The organism is Mycobacterium sp. ACS4331, assembly GCF_001667265.1.
Lineage (GTDB): Bacteria > Actinomycetota > Actinomycetes > Mycobacteriales > Mycobacteriaceae > Mycobacterium.
The window spans coordinates 1-18,151 of sequence record NZ_LZHW01000098.1; the positions used below are offsets into that span (position 1 = coordinate 1).

Annotated in this window: 21 protein-coding genes; 11 read left to right on the forward strand and 10 right to left on the reverse strand. The window is 67.7% G+C overall.

Annotated elements, in window-relative coordinates:
* Positions 1 to 62 precede the first annotated feature (62 nt).
* The 3 genes from A5727_RS22660 to A5727_RS22670 are packed head-to-tail and all read left to right on the forward strand — an operon-like array spanning position 63 to position 3,225.
* Complete coding sequence (locus tag A5727_RS22660; RefSeq protein ID WP_068255480.1) at positions 63 to 1,223, forward strand: MCE family protein; 1,161 nt, start codon at positions 63 to 65, stop codon at positions 1,221 to 1,223.
* Positions 1,223 to 2,719 carry an MCE family protein gene (locus tag A5727_RS22665; RefSeq protein WP_068255483.1) on the forward strand — a complete coding sequence of 499 codons (1,497 nt, stop codon included), beginning with the start codon at positions 1,223 to 1,225 and terminating at the stop codon, positions 2,717 to 2,719. The genes A5727_RS22660 and A5727_RS22665 overlap by 1 nt, the downstream gene beginning before the upstream one ends.
* Before the next feature lie 11 nt (positions 2,720 to 2,730).
* Positions 2,731 to 3,225 carry an Rv2253/PknI dimerization domain-containing protein gene (locus A5727_RS22670; RefSeq protein ID WP_231992194.1) on the forward strand — a complete coding sequence of 165 codons (495 nt, stop codon included), beginning with the start codon at positions 2,731 to 2,733 and terminating at the stop codon, positions 3,223 to 3,225.
* A 12-nt stretch (positions 3,226 to 3,237) separates the two neighbouring features.
* On the opposite strand, the gene A5727_RS22675 is transcribed toward A5727_RS22670, so the two are convergent.
* From A5727_RS22675 to A5727_RS22685, 3 genes are all read right to left on the reverse strand, one after another.
* Positions 3,238 to 4,077 (reverse strand): cutinase family protein, encoded by an 840-nt coding sequence (locus A5727_RS22675; RefSeq protein ID WP_231992195.1) that lies wholly within the window; start codon positions 4,075 to 4,077, stop codon positions 3,238 to 3,240.
* Between the two features lie 134 nt (positions 4,078 to 4,211).
* Positions 4,212 to 4,805: a hypothetical protein gene (locus tag A5727_RS22680; protein ID WP_068255489.1), complete on the reverse strand. Its 594-nt coding sequence runs from the start codon at positions 4,803 to 4,805 to the stop codon at positions 4,212 to 4,214.
* Positions 4,806 to 5,074: 269 nt separating this feature from the next.
* Positions 5,075 to 5,791, reverse strand: coding sequence for an NUDIX hydrolase (locus A5727_RS22685; protein ID WP_068255492.1), 717 nt, complete (start codon positions 5,789 to 5,791; stop codon positions 5,075 to 5,077).
* A 243-nt stretch (positions 5,792 to 6,034) separates the two neighbouring features.
* Between A5727_RS22685 and A5727_RS22690 the strand changes: the two genes are divergently transcribed.
* The 4 genes from A5727_RS22690 to A5727_RS22705 all read left to right on the forward strand — a co-directional run bounded on the left by A5727_RS22690 (position 6,035) and on the right by A5727_RS22705 (position 10,238).
* On the forward strand, positions 6,035 to 6,913 hold the full coding sequence (locus A5727_RS22690) for a mycofactocin-coupled SDR family oxidoreductase (RefSeq protein ID WP_068255495.1): 879 nt from the start codon (positions 6,035 to 6,037) through the stop codon (positions 6,911 to 6,913).
* Positions 6,914 to 6,964: 51 nt separating this feature from the next.
* The gene (locus A5727_RS22695) at positions 6,965 to 8,005 is read left to right on the forward strand and encodes an NAD(P)H-dependent flavin oxidoreductase (RefSeq protein WP_068255498.1); all 1,041 of its coding nucleotides are present in this window, start codon (positions 6,965 to 6,967) and stop codon (positions 8,003 to 8,005) included.
* A gap of 148 nt (positions 8,006 to 8,153) precedes the next feature.
* A complete protein-coding gene (gene mdlC, locus A5727_RS22700; RefSeq protein ID WP_068255502.1) occupies positions 8,154 to 9,767 on the forward strand; it encodes a benzoylformate decarboxylase in 1,614 nt (537 codons plus the stop codon).
* A 39-nt stretch (positions 9,768 to 9,806) separates the two neighbouring features.
* On the forward strand, positions 9,807 to 10,238 hold the full coding sequence (locus A5727_RS22705) for a tautomerase family protein (protein WP_353612275.1): 432 nt from the start codon (positions 9,807 to 9,809) through the stop codon (positions 10,236 to 10,238).
* 17 nt (positions 10,239 to 10,255) lie between these two features.
* Here the strand turns inward: A5727_RS22705 and A5727_RS22710 are convergent, their stop codons facing one another.
* On the reverse strand, positions 10,256 to 11,527 hold the full coding sequence (locus A5727_RS22710) for an MFS transporter (protein ID WP_082949974.1): 1,272 nt from the start codon (positions 11,525 to 11,527) through the stop codon (positions 10,256 to 10,258).
* On the reverse strand, positions 11,524 to 12,165 hold the full coding sequence (locus tag A5727_RS22715) for a TetR/AcrR family transcriptional regulator (RefSeq protein WP_068255505.1): 642 nt from the start codon (positions 12,163 to 12,165) through the stop codon (positions 11,524 to 11,526). Before A5727_RS22715 ends, A5727_RS22710 begins: the two co-directional genes overlap by 4 nt.
* A 163-nt stretch (positions 12,166 to 12,328) precedes the next feature.
* Here A5727_RS22715 and A5727_RS22720 point away from each other — a divergent pair, with 163 nt between their 5' ends.
* The gene (locus A5727_RS22720) at positions 12,329 to 12,820 is read left to right on the forward strand and encodes a nuclear transport factor 2 family protein (protein WP_068255508.1); all 492 of its coding nucleotides are present in this window, start codon (positions 12,329 to 12,331) and stop codon (positions 12,818 to 12,820) included.
* A 7-nt stretch (positions 12,821 to 12,827) separates the two neighbouring features.
* Here the strand turns inward: A5727_RS22720 and A5727_RS22725 are convergent, their stop codons facing one another.
* The gene (locus A5727_RS22725) at positions 12,828 to 13,217 is read right to left on the reverse strand and encodes a VOC family protein (RefSeq protein WP_068255511.1); all 390 of its coding nucleotides are present in this window, start codon (positions 13,215 to 13,217) and stop codon (positions 12,828 to 12,830) included.
* A 210-nt stretch (positions 13,218 to 13,427) separates the two neighbouring features.
* Between A5727_RS22725 and A5727_RS22730 the strand changes: the two genes are divergently transcribed.
* Both A5727_RS22730 and A5727_RS22735 read left to right on the forward strand, forming a co-directional pair.
* Complete coding sequence (locus tag A5727_RS22730; RefSeq protein WP_157521532.1) at positions 13,428 to 14,132, forward strand: cutinase family protein; 705 nt, start codon at positions 13,428 to 13,430, stop codon at positions 14,130 to 14,132.
* Between the two features lie 129 nt (positions 14,133 to 14,261).
* Positions 14,262 to 14,987, forward strand: a complete 726-nt coding sequence (locus tag A5727_RS22735) for an SDR family oxidoreductase (protein ID WP_068255517.1) — start codon at positions 14,262 to 14,264, stop codon at positions 14,985 to 14,987.
* 6 nt (positions 14,988 to 14,993) lie between these two features.
* Here A5727_RS22735 and A5727_RS22740 read toward each other — a convergent pair whose 3' ends face one another.
* Positions 14,994 to 15,284: a DUF3618 domain-containing protein gene (locus A5727_RS22740; protein ID WP_068255520.1), complete on the reverse strand. Its 291-nt coding sequence runs from the start codon at positions 15,282 to 15,284 to the stop codon at positions 14,994 to 14,996.
* On the reverse strand, positions 15,281 to 15,682 hold the full coding sequence (locus tag A5727_RS22745) for a phage holin family protein (protein WP_068255523.1): 402 nt from the start codon (positions 15,680 to 15,682) through the stop codon (positions 15,281 to 15,283). Before A5727_RS22745 ends, A5727_RS22740 begins: the two co-directional genes overlap by 4 nt.
* Positions 15,683 to 15,815: 133 nt before the next feature.
* Here A5727_RS22745 and A5727_RS22750 point away from each other — a divergent pair, with 133 nt between their 5' ends.
* Entirely contained in the window at positions 15,816 to 16,466 is a 651-nt protein-coding gene (locus A5727_RS22750; RefSeq protein WP_157521528.1) for a UdgX family uracil-DNA binding protein, read from the forward strand.
* 10 nt (positions 16,467 to 16,476) lie between these two features.
* On the opposite strand, the gene A5727_RS22755 is transcribed toward A5727_RS22750, so the two are convergent.
* Both A5727_RS22755 and A5727_RS22760 read right to left on the reverse strand, forming a co-directional pair.
* Positions 16,477 to 16,989 (reverse strand): DinB family protein, encoded by a 513-nt coding sequence (locus A5727_RS22755; RefSeq protein ID WP_231992196.1) that lies wholly within the window; start codon positions 16,987 to 16,989, stop codon positions 16,477 to 16,479.
* A 23-nt stretch (positions 16,990 to 17,012) separates the two neighbouring features.
* Complete coding sequence (locus A5727_RS22760) at positions 17,013 to 18,146, reverse strand: glycoside hydrolase 5 family protein (protein WP_068255746.1); 1,134 nt, start codon at positions 18,144 to 18,146, stop codon at positions 17,013 to 17,015.
* Positions 18,147 to 18,151: the final 5 nt, after the last annotated feature.

Sequence of the window (18,151 nt, forward strand, 5' to 3'; positions counted from 1 at the left end):
CCCCCGCCTGGCCCGCCCCCGAATGTCACCGACATGCTGTTGCCCGCCGAAGGGGGCACCCCGTGAGGCTGACCTGGTCTGCCCGCAGCGCTGTCGCGGTGCTGGTGGTGGCCTGTCTGACTGGCTGCAGCTTCCACGGGATCACCTCCCTGCCCCTGCCCGGCACGGTCGGCAACGGTCCGGGCGCCCACACGTACTCGGTGGAACTGAAGAACGTCGGCAATCTCGAACCGAATGCACCGGTGCTGATGAACGACGTCGTCGTCGGCAACATCCGTGGCATCGCCATCGAGAACCGACACGCGGTGGTGCGCATCTCGGTGCGCCCCGACGTCGTGGTGCCGGCCAATGCCGTGGCGGCCGTGGGACAGACCAGTCTGCTGGGCTCGATGCATCTGGAGATCAATCCGCCACTGGGCGAGGCGCCGTCCGGGATGCTCGCGGCGGGTTCGACCATCGGGCTGGACCGCTCATCGACATACCCGTCCACCGAGCAGACGCTGGGCGCGTTGGCCTCCGTGGTCAACGCGGGCGGGCTGGGCAAGATCGGTGACATCATCTCCGAATTCAATGCCGTCTTCACCGGACGGCAGACCGAACTCCGCGACCTGCTCGGTCAGCTCGACACCTTAGTCGGCGCGCTGGACACGCAGCGGGACAACATCATTGCGACCATCACCGAACTCGACCGGTTCACGGCCACCATGTCGTCGCACCGCGAGCTGATCGACCAGGCGCTGCATGACATCCCGCCGATGCTGGACGTGCTGATCACCCAGCGGCCCCGGTTCACCGCGGCACTCGAGGCACTGCGGCGGTTCAGCGACACCGCACGAACAGTGGTCACGGACGTCCAGGGCGACCTGGTCGAGAATCTGCGCCACCTCGAACCAGTCTTCCGCGCGCTGGTCGATGTCGGACCTGACATCAGCACCGCGCTGGCCTTCCTTCCGGTGTTTCCGCTCGGGCAGGGCCTGATCGACCAGGGGATCCGCGGTGACTACATGAACCTCTTCGTGACGGTCGATCTCACGCTCAGCCGGTTCCGGCGCGGTCTGCTGCTGGGAACGTCGTTCGGGGATGAGAACGCGCCGCTGGTGCCCGCGCCCGGCGATCCGGGTTACGACTCGTTCCCGTTCAAGAACGCCCGCGGCGAAGCCGTCGCGCTCCCACCGGGCGTGATGGGGCCCGATCGGCTCCCGCCGCGGGACGGAGGTGGCTGATGCTCACGCGCTTCGTCCGTACCCAACTCGCGATGTTCGTCATCGCCTCGGTGATCGGCGTCGCCGTGATGGTCGTCAACTACATCCAGATGCCGACCCTGCTGGGGATCGGCCGCATCACCGTCACGCTCGAACTGCCCCGTGCCGGGGGCCTGTACCGGTTCGCCAACGTCACCTACCGCGGAGTGCAGATCGGCAAGGTGACGGCGATCGACGTCGACCGGGGCGGCGCGACGGCCACGCTGTCCCTGGACGCATCGCCCAGGGTGCCGGATGACCTGGTGGCCGAGGTGCGCAGCGTGTCCGCCGTCGGCGAGCAGTACGTCGATCTGCAGCCCCGCCGCGATTCCGGGCCGTACCTGCGCAACGGGTCGGTGATCCCGGCTGCCGGGACCGTCGTGCCGCAACCCGTGGGACCGATGCTGGACCGCCTGCACGGCCTGGTCGGCACCATTCCCAAGGACCAGATGACGCTGCTGCTGGACGAGACGTTCCGCGCCTTCGACGGCGCAGGCTATGACATGCAGTCGCTGGCCGACTCGACCTCGCGCATCGCGACGGACGCCGAGTCCGTCAACCAACCGCTGGTCGCCCTCACCGAGGACTCGGTGCCGGTGCTGGAGAGCCAGGCCGCCAGCGCCGACACCCTGCGCGCCTGGTCCGCACAGCTGGCCAGCGTGGGCCGACAGCTGGTCATCAACGATCCACAGGTCCGCGGCCTGCTGGACAACGGGCCGGGAACCGCAGACGAGGTGTCCCGGCTGCTGAATCAGCTCAAACCCACTCTGCCGGTGCTGCTGGCCAACCTCACCTCGATCGGCCAGGTCGCGGTGACCTACCACCCCGGTCTGGAACAGCTGCTGGTGCTGCTGCCGCCGGCCGCGGCGTTCTACCTGGCGTCAGCACCCGGCCAAAACGCCACCGGGATCCCCATCGGCGACTTCCGGATCTCGGTCAGTGACCCACCGGCGTGCACGACGGGGTTCCTGCCGCCATCGGCATGGCGGACCCCCGCCGACACCACAACCATCGACACGCCGGACGGGCTGTACTGCAAGCTGCCGCAGGACTCCCCCATCGCGGTGCGCGGCGCTCGGAACACACCCTGTATGGACGCCCCGGGAAAATACGCTCCCACCGTGGCGATGTGTAAGAGCAACAAGCCTTTTCAGCCGTTGGCGACGCGCCAGCATGCCACTGGCCCCTATCCATTCGACCCCAATCTGGTGGCTCAGGGTGTCCCGCCGGACCGAAGGGTGCCGGGTCACGAAGGCATCTTCGGCCCGGTGGAGGGGACCCCAGCCCCGCCTCCTTCGTCAGCACCGGTGCCCGGCCCGGAGGCGGCCCCGGTTCCCGGGGCGGGAGTGGCCATCTACGACCCCACCACGGGGCGTGTCGCCGGCCCCGCCGGCACCGTCTTCGAACAGAGCGACCTGAGCTCCGCCGGAGCGCCCAAGACCTGGGAGGACATGGTGTTCGCGGGGCCGAAACCGTGAAGGGCGGCAAGGTGTTTCGAGCGATCTCGGGCGCAGCGTTGCTTGGCACCGCGATGATCTGCTGCCCACCCTCAGCCGGCGCCACGCCGGAGGAGACCGCGCTCAACGGGATGTTCAGCGCGGTGTCCGACGGCGCGTGGGCCAAGACCAACGAGAGTTTCCGGGACGAGGCGCGTGTCGTCGCCACCTGGACGGTCTCGTCGAGCTGCACGACGTACCAGGACTGCACGGGCACAGTCAGCAGCGATCAGGGGTGGACGGCCAACCTGGTGTTCCGCAGCGGGAAATGGACCGCGCGGCACATGGTGCCGCGCTGGATACCGTGCCCCGACGGCACGTTCTCAGACGCTGAGCAGATATTCATCTTCTGGCCCAAGCGCGCCGATGCCCCCGACCACCGGGATCTGTTCATCGGTTGGGACACCACGCTGGGCCCGAGCGGCGCATGCGGAGTCAACCGCAACCTCGAGGTCCGTATGCCGTTCACGCTGACCAGGATCGGGTGAGATCCGCCCAACTCAGGCGACCGGCCGCCCGGGACTCTGAGCCTCGGCCCGCGCCAGAAGGCTGAGCAGTGGTGCGCCCCAGGCGTGCGCACCGCTGGCCGCGGGGGCATAGGCGGTGTGGATCGCGACGCTCGCGGGCGACACCTCGTCACTGTCCGGGTCGTAATCACACACGGGGTCCCCCACATCGCACACGCTGATGGTGCGCGCCCCGACAGCCGGCGGAAGAGGTGAGGTGTTGGTGGAGGCCAGGAAGGAGTGCTCCTGCGCCACTCCCATGCCCACCCCCGGGGTGTAGGCCGTCGACCCCATCTTGATCGTCGTATCGCTCGGCAGGCGATCACCGTCGGCGATCAGCAGCGCCGCCGCGAGCTGGGGGTCCTCACCGATGTCGTAGAGGTTGCGGTGAACGATCATGGCACCCTGCGAGTACCCCGCCAGCACCACCAACGTGTCCGGGCAGCGCTCGGTGAACGCCTCGAACTGTGCGGCAGTGGCGTCAGTGCCCTCATCGACGCTGCCCAGGAAATCCAGCCAGCCACCGAACCCGCCCTCCAACGGCACCGGGGCCGCGGGATACTGCACGGCTTCGGCCGTGATGGTGCGACCGCTCGCCACCACGTTGGCCCGCACCTGCTGATAGGTCTGGTAGACCACGTCACCCATACCGTCGTTCACGGCCAGTTTCGCGCCGTCACGCTGCCCCGAGCCCGCGGCACCGATCCAGTGGAAGTCGGCACACGAGAGGGCCGTGGGCGCAGCCGCCGCGGTGCCGCAGGCCCAAGCGGCCGCCCAGACGGCCGCTGCCAGCGCCGCCGCCCCGATTCGCCGTAACACCACAGTTCCCTCCACAGCTGTCCTCCCACCGGCGGCCATACGACTGGCGGCCGCCTCAGGAGTGGAATCGCTGCGGCGCTGGGCGCTCGTTACACCCCGGACGGGCCGATGGCCGCCCCGCTCAGCAGCGGAGCGGCCATCGCCGCAGGTCAGGCCCCCGGGATGGCCCAGTGACCCGGTGCCTCATCGAAGAACGGGTTGATGACGCCGTTCACTGTGGGCATCTTCTTCAGCTGACCGGGCGGAATGCCGAAGAAGGGATTAGGAACGCCATTGATGAAGGGCGCGTTCTTCAGCTGGCCGGGCGGGATGTGCCCGTCCGCCGGCAACCGGAAGAAGTCGCCCAGGCCCGGGAACTTCACGACGGGCACGTCCACATCCGGCAGGTTCACGTCCGGGACGTTGACGTCCGGGAGATTGACGCCGGGAACGTTGACGTCCGGCACATTCACTTCCGGAAGGTTGACGTCCGGGACGTTCACACCAGGGATGTTCACGTCGGGCACATTCACACCAGGCACATTCACGTCGGGCACATTCACACCAGGCACATTCACGTCGGGAACGTGCACACCAGGCAGATTCACGTCGGGAACGTGCACACCCGGCACATTCACGCCCGGAACCGGAGGCGGGGGCGGCACAATCGGATCGGCGTGCGCCAGGCCCGTTCCCAGGCCCACCGCGCCGAATCCCACCGCACCCGCCATCGTGGCGGTCACTGTGATCTTCTTGAGATTCATGGTCTCTCCTTCGCCTTGTAGCGCCACGACGCTCACCCTTGTTCGGTGACGCGCGGCGTCTCGGTTTAGGAAATTGCCTGACCGCCGTGTAGTCGGCGGTCTCACCGTCTCGGTAGTGGACGGCAAAGCAACACCTCGACCCCCCGATGTGTATGTCGGGTCCCGTACCCGTGTCGTTATCAGCCCGCCCGGAATCGACTGGGTTCAGGTGTGTGAAAAGTGCGGGTGACCAGCCATTGCTTCGGACAGAAAAAATCCGAATCGTGGCGTCAGCGCCACGCGAAGACCGGCTGCTCCAGGTGACCCACCGGCTCCGTACGTCCCTCCAGCCCCAGCCACCTCAACTGCAGCAGAACCGCGCCGGTAGGAGCGTGAATCAGATCGTTGCCCAACGGGATCTGCACCACCGGGCGCGGACTCTCGGGGATCTCGATGAACCGCGGGGAATCTTCACGCTGCAGTTGATGCAGCCCCACCCGGTAGACCGCGACGACCTCGTCGGGAGACGGCCGCAGATCCAGCCGTCCACCGCCCCAGACCACAACTGGCGTGATGACGTAACCCGACCGGGTCGGGTAGTCGTCGAGCATTCCGAGCACGGCCGAATCGGCCAACCGGACACCCACCTCCTCATCCAACTCGCGCAGGGCCGCATCCACCACCGACTCCCCCGGGTCCAGTCGGCCACCCGGCAGCGCCCATTGCGCCGGATGCGAGGTGAGTCGAGATGCCCTACGGCACAGGAGAAATGCCGCGCCGCCAGACACATCGACCATGCGACCGTCGAGATTGGAGTCTGGGATCCGCCCGGCGACCCAGTCCTCGACCGGAGCCGGATCGACGCGGTCCTCCCCCACCTCGGAGTCGACCAACACCACGGCAACCGCCGCGTGCCGCTTGCTGGGATCGACGACGACGCGCCGCTCATGCCGCTCCAGACGCGTCCTGATCTGGTCCCGAAGCGCATCGGTGTAGGTGATCGTCACGTCTTGACCATAGGCAGCGCAGCGCAACCGGCGCCTGCCGGATGGCCGGCACCACCCTCACCCCCACACATGTGACCAAGCCTTTGGTCGACACCGCCAGCCCTGGCGCCACCCCCCTCCTGGTTCGCGTCATTCGTAACCAAAGATTTGTCCCACACCGTTGATAGGGGGCCACGCCGGCGCTAGTTTGATAGCCGTGCGAGTGCGGGATCGGCCCGCGTCCCAGGAGAGTTGGTGGAGAGTATGCCCGGACGGCTCGAAGGCAAGGTCGCGTTCATCACCGGAGCGGCCCGCGGCCAGGGCCGCGCCCACGCGATCGCGATGGCCAGGGAGGGTGCAGACATCATCGCCGTCGACATCTGCAGGCAGATCGAGTCCAACCCGTATCCCCTCGCCACACCGGACGATCTGGCCGAAACCGAACGAGCGGTGAAGGAACTCGGCCGTCGTGTCGTGGCCAGGGTGGCCGACGTCCGGGAGCGCCACGAACTGCGCGAAGCCGTCGAAGCCGGCCTCGCCGACCTCGGCAAGATCGACATCGTGGTCGCAAACGCCGGGATCCTTCCGATGGCCATGGGCCGACCAGATCCGATGCAGTTCGTTGACGCCAGCGACGTCGATCTGGTGGGAGTGATGAACACCTTCGCCGTGACGGTCCCGCACCTGCCCGACGGTGCATCCATCATCGTGACGGGCTCAACCGCGGGCATGATCCGCGGCACCACCGACAACCCAAATATGGGCCCCGGCGGCGCGGGATACGGCTGGAGCAAGCGCATCGTGATGGAGTACGTCGAGGAGATGTGCCTGCACCTCGCCCCGCGGATGATTCGCGTCAACGCCATCCACCCCACCAACTGCAACACCAGCCTGCTGCAGAACGACGGCATGTACAGCATGTTCAGGCCGGATCTGACGGCCGAGGGCAAGCAGGCCACCCGCGAGGACGCCGAGCCGTTGTTCACGATCTTCCAGGCCATGCCGATCCCCTACATCGAACCCGAGGACTCGGCCAACCTGGGTGTCTTCCTGGCCAGTGACGAGAGCCGGTACATCACCGGCCAGCAGATCCGGGTCGACGCCGGGTCGCTGCTCAAGTGGCCCAACGGCCCGGGACGCTGACCTGCCGGAGTTCAGCGCGGTGCGGATGGCGTCAGTACTCTCGACACCGGCATGACATCACCGCTGTCGGACCTCAACCTGCGCATCCCGGTGATCGCCGCCCCGATGGCGGGCGGAGCGACCACACCGGAGATGGTGATCGCCGCCGCGGGTGTGGGCAGCATCGGGTTCGTTCCGGCCGGATACCGGACCGCCGAATCCCTAGGTGACCAGATCGCCGCCGTGCGTGCGGCCTCGGTTCCGTTCGGCGTCAACGTCTTCGCCCCCAATCCCGTGCCGGTCGAGGTCGACGCATACCGCCGATACCGCGCCGCGCTGCAACCGTATGCCGACCGGCTCGGGGTCGCGCTGCCCGCCGACCCGGTCGATGACGACGATGCGTTCGACGCCAAGATCGATATGCTGCGCCGCGATCCGGTGCCGATCGTCAGCTTCACGTTCGGCCTTCCCCCGAATCGGGTCATCGGGGATCTGCAGCGCGCCGGGACCGCGGTCGCCCAGACCGTCACGTCCCCGACCGAAGCCGACCTGGCCGTCGCGGCGGGAGTGGACATGCTGATCGTGCAGGCCGACACCGCCGGTGGACATTCCGGCACCTTCACACCGGACCGGATGCCGCCGCCCGTCGCGCTCACCGACCTCGTGCGACAGATCACCGATGCGGTTCGTCTGCCCGTCATCGCTGCCGGTGGGATCTCTCGACCAGAGCAGGTCGTCGCGGCACTCGGTGCCGGTGCCGACGCGGTCGCGATGGGCACCGCCCTGCTGCTCGCCGACGAGAGCGGAGCCTCCGCCACCCACCAGGACGCCCTGACCGATCCGTCTCGGACGACGACGGTGCTCACCCGCGCGTTCACGGGCCGGCCCGCGCGTGGGCTTCGCAACCGATTCATCGACACCTTCGAACCGTCAGCACCGCTGGGATATCCGGCGATCCACCACTTGACGAGCGCCCTGCGCAAGGCGGCGGCAGCCGCGGGCGATGCTGATCTGGTGCACCTGTGGGCGGGCGTCGGCCACCGGGAGATCCGCCGGGCACCCACCGCAACGGTGTTGGCCGAACTCGCCGGGCAGCACCCGACTACCGGCTAGCGGTACCCGATCGTTGGTGGCCACCCACCCAGCAACTTGCCCGCCAGCGTCGATGCCCCGGCCGTCGAGCCAGGGGATGGTTTGTCCAGCTGTCGAACACAACGACTCGGCAGTCGACATCATTTCCTCGACAAGACAGGTGAGACCGATGGCCGATCAGAAGACCGTTCACGAAGCGACCTACGACCTGCTCCGAACACTGGGACTGACAACGTTTTTCGGCAATCCCGGTTCGACCGAGCAGACCTTTCTGCAGGACTTTCCCGAAGACTTCACCTATGTGCTGGCGCTGCAGGAGGCGTCGGCACTGGCGATGGCCGACGGGTTCGCCCAGGCGACCGGCAAGCCCGCGCTGGTGAACCTGCACACCGCGGCGGGCACCGGCAATGCGATGGGCAGCCTGGTGGCCGCCTACCGCGCCAACACTCCGCTGATCATCACCGCGGGACAGCAGACCCGTGAGATGTCTCTGATCGACCCGTACCTCAACAATCCTGACGCGACCACCATGCCCAAGCCCTGGGTGAAGTGGTCCTACGAGCCGGCCCGCGCCGAAGATGTGCCAGCGGCCTTCATGCAGGCCTACGCGATCGCCACGCAACCCCCGATGGGTCCGGTGTTCCTGTCCATCCCGCTGGACGACTGGGACAAGCCGGCCCTCGGACCCGCAACCGTGCGCACCGTCAGCGACCGGGTGGCCCCAGACGCCTCCCGGCTCGCCCAGTTCGCCGAACGGATCAACGCCGCCAAACACCCCCTGCTTCTGCTCGGCCCCGAGGTGGACCGCACCGGCTCGTGGGACGCGGGAATCGCATTCGCGGAGAAACTCCGCGCCCCCGTGTACGGCAGCGCACTCGGTGACCGAATCTCGTTCCCCGAGGACCATCCGCTCTACGCCGGCCCCCTGCCCATGACCATCGCCGAGGTGGAACAGACCGTGCACGGCCACGACCTTGTCGTGGCGATCGGCGCCCAGGTCTTCCGCTACTACCCCTATGTCGCGGGCGAGTACCTGCCGGAGGGCACCGATCTGCTGCAGATCACGTCCGACAGCCACCTGTCGGCGACCGCGCCGGTGGGTGACAGCCTGCTCGGCGATGTCGGGATGGCGTTGGCAGCGCTGACCGATCTGGTCGAGGCGCCGGCCGACCGTGAGCCGCCCGCACCCCTGGTGCGACAGCGGCACTCCGATCTGCCCGCGACGGCGCCGATGACCTCGAACGCGGTCTACGAGGCGCTGAGCACCGTCAAGCCCGACGACGCCGCGCTGGTGATGGAGTCGACGTCGACGATGCTCGACCTGTTCAACTGGCTGCCCACCACCCACCCCGGCAGCTTCTTCGCCACGGGCAGCGGCGGGATCGGCTGGGGTGTCCCGGCCGCGGTCGGCCTCGCCCTCGGTGATCGGGCCCGCGGCGTCGACCGCCACATCGTCGCGACGATCGGTGACGGTTCGTTCCAGTACTCCATCCAGGCGATCTGGACGGCAGCACAGCACAAGCTCCCGATCGTGTTCGTGGTGCTGCGCAACGGCGAGTACGCGATCCTCAAGTCGTTCGCCGAACTGGAGAAGACCCCAGGCGTCCCGGGCCTGCAGCTTCCTGGGCTCGACATCGCCTCGTTGGCCACCGGATTCGGTTGCCGCACAGTCAACGTGGAGAGCAGCGACATGTTGGCCGACGAGTTCAAGGCCGCCCTGGCCGCCGACGGGCCCACTGTCCTGGTCGTGCCCACCATCCCGCAACTGCCGCACCTCGGCTGACCCGATGTTCATCGGCGGGGCCCGACCGGTGCCCCGCCGATGGCACTGCATCCAAAGGAGAACGAGAACATGCCCGTCTACACCTGCACCCTCGCTCAGGGAACGCTGTCCACCGAGGCCAAGTCCGATCTGGCCGGCGAGATCACCACGATCCACTCCACCGTCAACCACGTACCCGGCCACTACGTCAACGTGGTGTTCAACGAGCTTCCGCCGACCGACGTCTTCACCGGCGGCCAGCCCGGCCGACCGCTGATCATCAACGGGTGGGTCCGCACCGGCCACCCGGATGAGGAGACGTCACAGCTGGTGCGTGGCATCGCCGACGCGGCAACACGCGTCACCGGCGTGCCGGCCGAGAGGGTCCTCGTCGTGATCGAGAACAGCCCCGCGCATCACGCCATCGAAGCTGGCCGGGTACTGCCGGAGCCGGGCCAGGAGCACACCTGGCTCGCCGCGGGAGGCTCATGATCGGACTGCGGCACCGTTCACGGACGCCGTTCCGGCACAACAGAATCGGGGGCGTCGGGCCAGGGGCTCGACGCCCCCGAATCTGCGAGTCGTCCGGCAGCGGTGGGCCGTCGCCCCAACAGCAGCAGCGCCGCCCCGCCGAGGAACGCCGCGACGCCCGACAGCACGAGGAATCCGTCGAAACTGTTTGTCGCGTGCAGCATTCGGCTCAGCACCAGCGCCCCGAGCGCCGACGACACGCCGATCGCCGCGGACAGGATGCTCAACACCGTGCTGTAGACGGATATGTCGAAGCGGCGGGCCACCAGGTAGGCGATGACATCGCCTTCGGCCCCCCACGCCGCCCCGAGGCAGCACACGGCCAGCACCAACACCGGGATTCCGTCCAGGGAGGACGCCAGCAGTATGCATCCGAGGCCCGGCAGCGCCATGGCGACCGCAGCGACCAGGTGCGGCGGCAGGCGGTCCAACGCCACACCGCAGATGAACCGGCCGGCGATCACGGCGACCGCGAAGGTCGAGACGAGAGCCGCCACGGTCTGCCCATCGGGCATCGAATCCCGCAGCATGATCCCCAGTTGGCTGGTCGTCACACTGTGGTACAGGTTGCACAGCAGCACGCCGATCATCAGAATCCAGAACACCCGACTGCGGGCGATGCCCCGGTAGTCGGCGACTGCACGGCGCTCGCGCGCACCGGATCTGACCTTGGCATCGGTGGCCGGGATGAGCGCCATCGCCAACGCACCGATGACGGCGAGGGTCACCGCGATGGCGAGGCATCCCGCGCGCCATCCGTAGGTGCGGTTGATGGCGTCGATTGCCGGCACCCCGACGGCACCCAGCAGCGGCGGGCCCGAGATGGCCACGGCCAGTGCCAGCCCTCGGGCCTTGGCGAAACAGACCGCCACGATGCGACTGTAGATCGCGGGTGTGGTGGTCACCCCCAGCGAGACGGTGGCCGCGGTGATCGCGAAGTACTGCCAGATGGACCCGGACATCAGTGCGTAGCCGACCCAGCACAGAGGCAGACCAACCACCCCGACGATCGCGGTACGGCGCACGCCGAAGAGGTCGGTGAGCCGACCACACAACGGAAGAAACACGAACGTCAGCAGGGCGATGGTCCCGGTGAGTGCGAAATCGGCCCGGTCCCAGCCGAACGCGGCAAGAAACTGCGGCCCCATTGCGGCGTTGGTGTACGCACTCAGACTGAGCCCGACGCTCAGGCCCGCGGTGGCCGCCGCAAGAGGGCGCCAATGTGTCCGCAGCTCAGCCAGATACGTCATCGGCGCAGGCCCCACACCGCGGCCAACCACACCGCGCTGATCACCTCGACGATCTCCTCGCGTTGGCGGGCGTCCGCTGTCGCCCCGCGCTCCAGCAGCGTCCACACCGTCATACCCATCAATGCCGAAACCAGACCCGACAGGTCGTCGCTGGCCGGCTTCACCCTGCCAGTGGCCTGAAGCAGGCTCAGGATCTGGCAGATCTGCGCGCTGGTCTGCGCAGTCAGGTCGCTCCACTGCCGCGCAATCTGGGCGTCGGATCCGCGCGCCTCCACGACGGCGGCCAGCAGACCGTGGTGCTGATGCCAGATCTCGACCGCGTCGCGTGTGATCTGGCGGATCAGTTCGCCCGGCGCCCCTCTGAGGTCGAGTCCGTTCAACAGGGGCCTGGCCTGCACGAACCGGGTCCAGACCTGGCCCATGGCCGCGGAGAGCAGAGCGTATTTGGATTCGAAGTAGAAGTAGAACGCCGGCCTGGTGACCCCGGCGTGCCTGGTGATCTGCAGGACCGAGAGTTCGGCGAGCGTGTGGTCGCACAGCAGATCCAGTACCGCACCCACCAGTCGTGCGCGCTGCAGTTCGCCGCGACGGGGCGCGCGCCGATCTCCTGCCGTGCGCACAATCTCGGGTCCGAACATCGCGACTCCTGGTGTGTCAGTCGGTTTGGCGGAGGATACCGCGTGCAGCGTTCACCGTTGACATCACGTCGAATTCACCTGACACTGTGTCAGATTCGCTCGACCCGCCAGGGGCGGGGGCGCACCTCTGACACCGACACTCCGCCCAGCTGGAGGGGATCCGATGGACGACGTCACGACACTGTGCGAGATCGAAGCGATCAAAGCGCTCAAGTCCCGCTACTGCCGACTGCTCGACACCAAGGACTGGCAGTCCTGGCGAGCGCTGTTCACCGACGACTTCGTCAGCGACACCTCGAACGCCGGCGGCAGGGTCATCCACGGCGCGGACGAGTTCGTCGCGTTCACCCGGCGCAGCCTGCGGGCACAGCCCACGGTTCATCAGGTGCACGCGCCAGAGATCGAGCTGACCTCGGCGACCACGGCGCGTGGCATCTGGGCACTCGAGGACGTGGTGCGGTTCGGGCCCGGCGTCAACCTTCGCGGCTACGGCCACTACACCGAGACCTACGAGAAGTCCGGCGAGCACTGGCGGATCAAGACCTCGGCACTGACCCGGCTGCGGGAGGACGTGTTCAACGGCCTGTTCGCGGTCTATCTGTCGCCTCGGCTGCGCCGGGTACTGATGAAGTCAGCTCGCCGAATCACGAAGTGACGCAGCCCTATTGGGCTGGATGTGCGATCTGGATCAGGTTCCCGCACGTGTCGTCGAAGACGGCAGTGATCACCGGACCCAAATCCGTGGGCGGTTGAGTGAACCGCACCCCGGCGGCGCTCAGTCGATCGTATTCCCCCTGCACATCGTCGACCTCGAACGACGTAAACGGGATGCCGTCGGCCACCAGCGCGGCCTTGAAGGGTTTGGCGGCGGGATGCTCGTCAGGTTCGAGGACGAGTTCAGTGCCGTCAGGGGCCTGCGGGGAGACCAGGGTGATCCACCGATGCGCTCCCATGGGGATGTCGTGCTTGGGCACAAAACCCAGGACGTCGGTGTAGAACCGCAACGCCTTGTCCTGGTCATCGACCATGATGCTGGTGAGGTTGATTCTCATGTCACGCCCTTTCCGGGGTCCCGGTCACGGATCCGCGAGCGCCTCGCAGACATCACCCACGCGGCCAGGTTAGGCAAATCATCATTTGCATTGTCAACAGGTGTCGGAACACACGGTTTCAGCGGATGGTCGGTCGGGTACACCGATGCCGTCCGCCCGGGGGGCGTCGCGGCTCGCAGGGTTCCGGTTTCGATGACTAAGGCGATTGTGATGCGGATCTTTCATCGTTGGCTTCCAGTCCTGACGTTGACACTTTCTATCGCGGGCATTCCCGCCCTGGTCATCCCGGCGGCGCACGCCGAACCCTGTCCTGACGTGCAGGTGGTCTTCGCGCGCGGAACCTTCGAACCGGTGGGAGTCGGCGAGACCGGACAGTCGTTCGTCGATGCGCTGCGGGCCCGAACGCAGGGGCGATCGGTCGATGTCTACGCGGTGAACTATCCCGCGTCGCTCGACTTCGCCACCGCCGCCGACGGCGTCATCGACGCGAGCAACAAAGTCCGCGATGTCGCGACGAGGTGCCCGGACACCGAGGTGGTGATCGGCGGCTACTCCCAGGGAGCGGCGGTGGCGGCCTACATCACCGCGGACTCGGTGCCCGCCGGGTTCGTGCTCCCACCGGGCCTCACCGGACCGATGCCGGCCTCGGTGTCCGATCACGTCGCCGCGGTCGCCCTGTTCGGCAAGCCGTCGAGCGGCTTCCTGCAGATGATCTACACGGGCGCCCCGCCGATCACGGTCGGTTCGCACTATGTCGACAAGACCCTCGACCTGTGCATCCCCACGGATCCGGTGTGCTCACCGACCGGAGGGGACAACGCAACGCACACCTTCTACGCCCACAACGGCATGACTGATCAGGCGGCGGATTTCGCCGCGGGCAGGCTTCCGTCCGCCGACCGGGCTCGGACCTGAGCCCGCGACGCGACTTTATCGTGATCTTATTTTTGCCTTAATTTTCTTATTTTCCAGGTAGGGTGGCCTCCACATGCCGGGCAGCGCACCGCGCTTCAACGAACTACCGGCGAGCGACGGGAGGAACCCATGGAACCGAACGGCAGCACCCGGATCGTTCTGGTCACCGGAGCCTCGCGAGGCACCGGCGCCGAGGTCGCGCGACATTTCGCCCGCCCCGGAACACACGTCATCGTGCACTGCCGGTCCGACCACGCCGACGCGGAACTCGTCGCCGAACAGGTCAGATCGGCGGGGGGTGAGGCTTCGACCTTCGCCGCGGACATCGCCGACGAGGCCGCCGCGGCAGGCATGCTCGACGCGATCGCACGCCGGTTCGGTCGTCTCGACGCGCTGATCCTGAACGCTTCGAGCCTGCCGGAAGCCGATGCGGGTGTGGCGTGCGCGATGCGCAGCAACCGGGAGGCGCAGCGTCGACTCGCCCGCCTGGCGCTGCCACTCATGCCCGCCGGCGCTCACATCGTGTTCGTCACCAGCCACCAGGCCCACTTCTATCCGCACAAGGCGGTGCCGAAGGGGTACGCCGCGATCGCGGCGAGCAAGCGGGCCGGCGAAACCACGTTGTACGCGATGAAGCCCGAGTTCGACCGTCGAGGTGTGCACTTCACCGTGGTCTCGGGCGACCTTCGGCAGCCCCCGCGGTCAGCCGTCCGGCGCGCTCCCGCGCTCGGGGCCCATGGCAGCCGTACGTCCCGCAGCCTCGCGTCGGTCATCGCGCAGACCACGTCGGCGGCCAGACCGTCAGGAATCGTCTACGTCGGCGGAACGGAACGCCCGGCCGGCCTGCCGGCCTGACCACGCTCAGCGCCGCCGGCGGAACCAGATGACGGCGCCGAGGACGGCAGCCACCGCGAGGACGGCGCCCAGCGGAACCGCGGGCCGCCCCCTCACGGAGGCATTCAGTTCTGCGGCGCGATGCGCTATGTCGGCCTTCGTGTCGGCGGCTTTCTGTTCGACCCGGCCCTTGACGTCGAGTTTGTCTGACAGGGCACTGACGGTCTCGCCGAGCTGCTGACGGGTCGCGTCGATGTCGGCACGCAGTTCGTCGATGTCGGCGGACGGTCCGGGCTCGGGGTTGGGGTTGGGGTTCATCGACGCGCTTCCTTGATCTCATCGAAATCCCGCTTGATGCTGTCGATCGACTCGGCGGCAGGCGGCGGTACCTGGTCAACCTGCTTGCGGCTCACCGCGGCCATCACGGCTGCGGCGATGAACAGCACCACCGCGACAATCGTGGCCGCCGCCCACACCGGCAGAACTAGGGACAGCGCCGCAATCGCCGCGGCGACCAACGCGGCCGCCCCCAGGACCGCGACCACCCCCGCCGCCCCGAGCAGGCCCGCACCCATTCCGGCGTGCCGTGCCGACTGCTGCAGTTCCTTCTGCGCCAGCCGCATCTCGTCGCGGATGAGCCTTGATGTCTGCGACGACAGCTGAGTGAGCAGCTCCGCCGTCGAGGCGGTCGGGGCCGAATGCGATGTCGTACTCATCGGGATCTCCTCGCTTTGTCTCCTGACCTGCGTGCCCGCCCGGTGACCGGCGCAAACATGACGGTTCCGCCGGCCCCGTCGGGGGTAACCGGGAGGGTGACGAGCCACGGTGCAGGAATGAGGACCGATTCCGATGAGCACGCCGGGGGCAGGGGACTTCGTCCCGCGCACTCGCTCACTGACGACATTGGCGCGAGCAGTCCAGGACTGCCGTGGCTGTCCGCTGTATCGGGACAGCACCCAGGCAGTCTTCGGCCAGGGGAGACGCTCCGCGCAGGTGATGCTCGTCGGCGAGCAGCCCGGGGACCGCGAGGATCTCGCCGGTGAGCCCTTCGTGGGACCGGCGGGGCGGATCCTCGATGTCGCGCTGCAGTCCGCTGGCATCGACCGGTCCACGGTCTATCTGACGAACGCGGTCAAACATTTCAAGTTCACCAGGGAGGGCAAGCGCCGAATCCACCAGACGCCCAGCCGCACCGAGGTGGTGGCGTGCCGGCCCTGGTTGTTCGCCGAGATCGCCAGCGTGGAACCGGAGGTGGTTGTGCTCCTGGGCGCCACTGCGGCCAAGGCACTGATGGGCAACGATTTTCGCGTCACCGCTCATCGCGGTGAGGTGCTGCATCTGCCCGCTGGCGCGATTCCGGTCGAACTCGATCCGCTGATGGTGCCCACCGTGCACCCATCGGCCATCCTGCGCGGCAGACCGGCTGACCGCGAAACGGCGTTGGCCGCGTTGACTGACGATCTCCGGCACGCCGTCGTCGGCCGAGCCGATCGGACATGAGCGCGCGGGCTCAGACCCCGGCCGCTCCGTCAATGCGTTCACGGATCAGGTCTGCGTGCCCGCAGTGGCGGGCGTACTCGGCGATCATGTGGGTGTAGATCCAGCGCAGGCTCACCTCGCCGCCACCGAATGGGCTGGTGTCATCGAGCGAACGCGATGCGCAGTTGGTGCGGGCATGGCCGATCTCGTCCTGCCAGATCTGCGCCGCGGTCCGGTAGGAGGACTGCGGCGACACCTCGAATCCGCCGTCGTGGCCGTCGGGATGATCTCGTGGTCCGAAAATCGGTGGCGCGTCCTCGCCGGTGAGCACCCGGCGAAACCAGTTGCGTTCCACCTCCGCGGCATGCTGCACCAATCCCAGCAGGGTCAGCTCCGACGGTGGCACGGACGCAGCGCGCAGCTGCTCGTCATCAAGTCCCTCGCATTTGGACGCCAAGGTCACCCGGTAGAAGTCCAGCCACTTCTCCAGCGTCGTGCGTTCATCAGCGTTCAACGGCGGCATCGGCCGCTCCGGCGACGTCACGCTCTCCGATGATGCCACCCCACTCACCCGGCGGTGTTCTGAGTCAGCGTCCGGATCAGCTCGATCTCCCGCGGCCGGTATGCGGAGCCGTCTGGGTGCAGGAGGTCGCTGAACCAGGTCTTCGGAGGTTTCGGGTAAGGCCGTCGCCACGAGTCCCACGGCAGATTGGTCTGGGTCTTCCCCGCGACGAGACCCCACGCGTACGCGCCGACCCTGTGCCGTTTGGCGATCGGAAGAATGCCCTCGACGGTGCTGCCCAGGCTGCGGGCCAGGAACTCCGTGCACAGGATCGGCCGGCCCAGAGGCGCGAGTTCGGCGATGCGGTTCTCAAAGCCAACGGGTCCGGCATAGCTGTGAAACGAGATCACGTCGGATTCAGCGAGCTGGATGGCCGCCGCGGCCGTGCGACGCGCTGGATCCGACCAGTTCCCCTCCCAGACTCCACTGGTCAGGGGCTGTGACGGGGCCACCTCTCGGGCCCAGCGGAACACCTTGGGAAGCAGGTCGGCGACCAACTGTTCCTTGTCGGCCCGTTCATGCCGCTTGTACTGCGGGGCCGGGTTGTCGGGCTCATTCCACAGGTCCCAGGCCAGCACCCGATCGTCGTCGCGGAACTGTGTCAAGACGCCCATGACGTAGTCGCACAGCAGGAGCCGCTGGCGGCGGTCGGCGAGGCGGGCAGCCCCGGGACTCTGCACCCAACCGGAGTTGTGTACGCCGGGCCGAGGCGCCCGCTGCCTGCCGGGTTTCGGCGCGGGATCCCAGCACGAGTCGAACAGCACGAACATCGGCTTGATCCGGTGCCGAGCGGCGATCGTCACGAACTGCGCCAGTCGCCGCTGGAACCCGGCGCGGTCCTGCGCCCACAGCTGATCATGCAGGAAGACCCGCACGGTGTTCAGTCCGGCCAACCGGGCCCACCGCAGTTCTCGGTCGATCCGCAGTGCGTCGTAGGTGGTCGGCTGGAACATCTCCAGCTGGTTGACCGCGTTGGAGGTGATGAAGTTCGTGCCGACCAGCCAGCCCTGCCGGTCGTACCAGCGACGTGCGCGTTCGGGAGACCAGCGGTTCGGCGCTGCCGACGCCACGGCCGGCCGGGACAGCGCCACTGCGGGCGCCAACAGCAGGGGCAGTTTCAGAACATGTCGCCGGCGCACCTGCG